2 protein-coding genes are annotated in these 1,449 nt (G+C 78.3%); one reads left to right on the top strand and one right to left on the bottom strand.

Annotated elements, in window-relative coordinates; genetic code table 11:
• A partial coding sequence (locus DVA66_RS20405; protein ID WP_332872901.1) for a methylated-DNA--[protein]-cysteine S-methyltransferase occupies positions 1–569 on the top strand: 569 nt, incomplete at its 5' end.
• A gap of 21 nt (positions 570–590) precedes the next feature.
• Here the strand turns inward: DVA66_RS20405 and DVA66_RS20400 are convergent.
• A partial coding sequence (locus tag DVA66_RS20400) for a class I SAM-dependent methyltransferase (RefSeq protein ID WP_114561574.1) occupies positions 591–1,449 on the bottom strand: 859 nt, incomplete at its 5' end.

Raw genomic sequence — 1,449 nt, 5'->3', positions numbered from 1 at the left:
CCCCCGCCGCCGCCGCCGACGTCGCCGCCCTGCGCGACCGGCTGGCCGCCCGCGCCGAGGCCGAGGGGCTGCTCGACGTGCGCTGGCGGGTCGTCGACTCCCCGGTGGGGGAGCTGCTGCTGGCCGCCTCGGACCGCGGGCTGGTCCGGGTGGCCTTCGCCGCCGAGGGCTTCGACGCCGTGCTGGCGACGCTGGCCACCGCCCTCGGGTCGCGGGTGCTGCGGGCCCCCCGCCCGCTCGACCCGGTCGCCGGCCAGCTCGAGGAGTACTTCGCCGGACGCCGGCAGCGCTTCGAGGTGGCGGTGGACCTGCGGCTGTCCAGCCCCTTCCGCCGCCGCGTGCAGGAGGCGCTGCCACGCATCGGCTTCGGCCGCACCGCCAGCTACGCCGAGGTCGCCACGCTGGTCGGCAGCCCCGGTGCGGTGCGCGCGGTCGGCTCGGCCTGCGCCACCAACCCGGTGCCGGTCGTGGTGCCCTGCCACCGGGTGGTGCGCAGCGACGGCGCGATGGGCGGCTACCGCGGCGGCCCGGAGGCCAAGCGCGCCCTGCTCGCCCTCGAAGCCGCCTGAGGCACGCGGGCCGGGACGGAGTCAGCGCAGCCGGCTGCGGGTGACCAGGTAGCTGCGGTCGCGGCTGACGACCTCGGTCGGACCGACGGCCTGCCGCAGCCGCGGCAGGTAGGGCAGGTGCGCGTTCCACACCAGCCACAGCTCGCCCCCGGGCCGGAGCCGGGAGGCGGCGGAGTCGATCAGCTCGAGGGTGGGGGTCGAGTCCTTGGCCGCTCCGACGTGGAACGGAGGGTTGCTCACCAGGAGGTCCAGGCTCCGCTCCGGCACCGACTCCAGCCCCACCGCCTGGGTGACCTCCACCGTCAGCCCGTTGGCGACGGCGGTCGCCGCGGTCGAGGCCACCGCGGCCGCGGAGACGTCCACCGCCCGGGTGGTGCGGCCGCGCCGGGCCAGCCAGGCCGCGACCACGCCGGACCCGCTGCCCCAGTCCAGGGCGTCCCCGGTCGGCAGCTCGGCCCGGTCCATCGCGGCCAGCAGCAGCCGGGTGCCGGCGTCCAGACGTCCCTCGGCGAAGACCCGGCCGTGGCTGCGCACGGTCAACGGCGCGCCCAGGGCGGGGTGGTCGAGCACCCGCTCACGCGGCCAGCGCGGGGTGGCGGTGCGGAGCGGACCCGAGGCGTGCAGCACCCGCGACTTCTGCCGTCCGAGGCTGGCCGAGACCTCGGCGAAGTGGTCGGCGAGCACCTCGTTCTGGCTGCGGGTCATGTGCTTCACCCGGCCGCCCAGCACCAGCCGCACCCCGTCCGGCGCGGTCGCGGCGACCTGCTCGGCGAGGTCCTCCAGCGCCGACAGCGCGGTCGGGAGGCGTCCGAGCACGAGGGCCGCCGGCTCGGGACCTCCCACCAGCTCGGCCCCGGCCGCGGCGGCGGCGCGGGCCTCG

Source organism: Desertihabitans aurantiacus (assembly GCF_003344635.1).
GTDB classification, from domain to species: domain Bacteria; phylum Actinomycetota; class Actinomycetes; order Propionibacteriales; family Propionibacteriaceae; genus Desertihabitans; species Desertihabitans aurantiacus.
The sequence above is the reverse complement of the archived record's forward strand: the minus strand, read 5'-3'. Positions and strand labels throughout refer to the sequence as shown.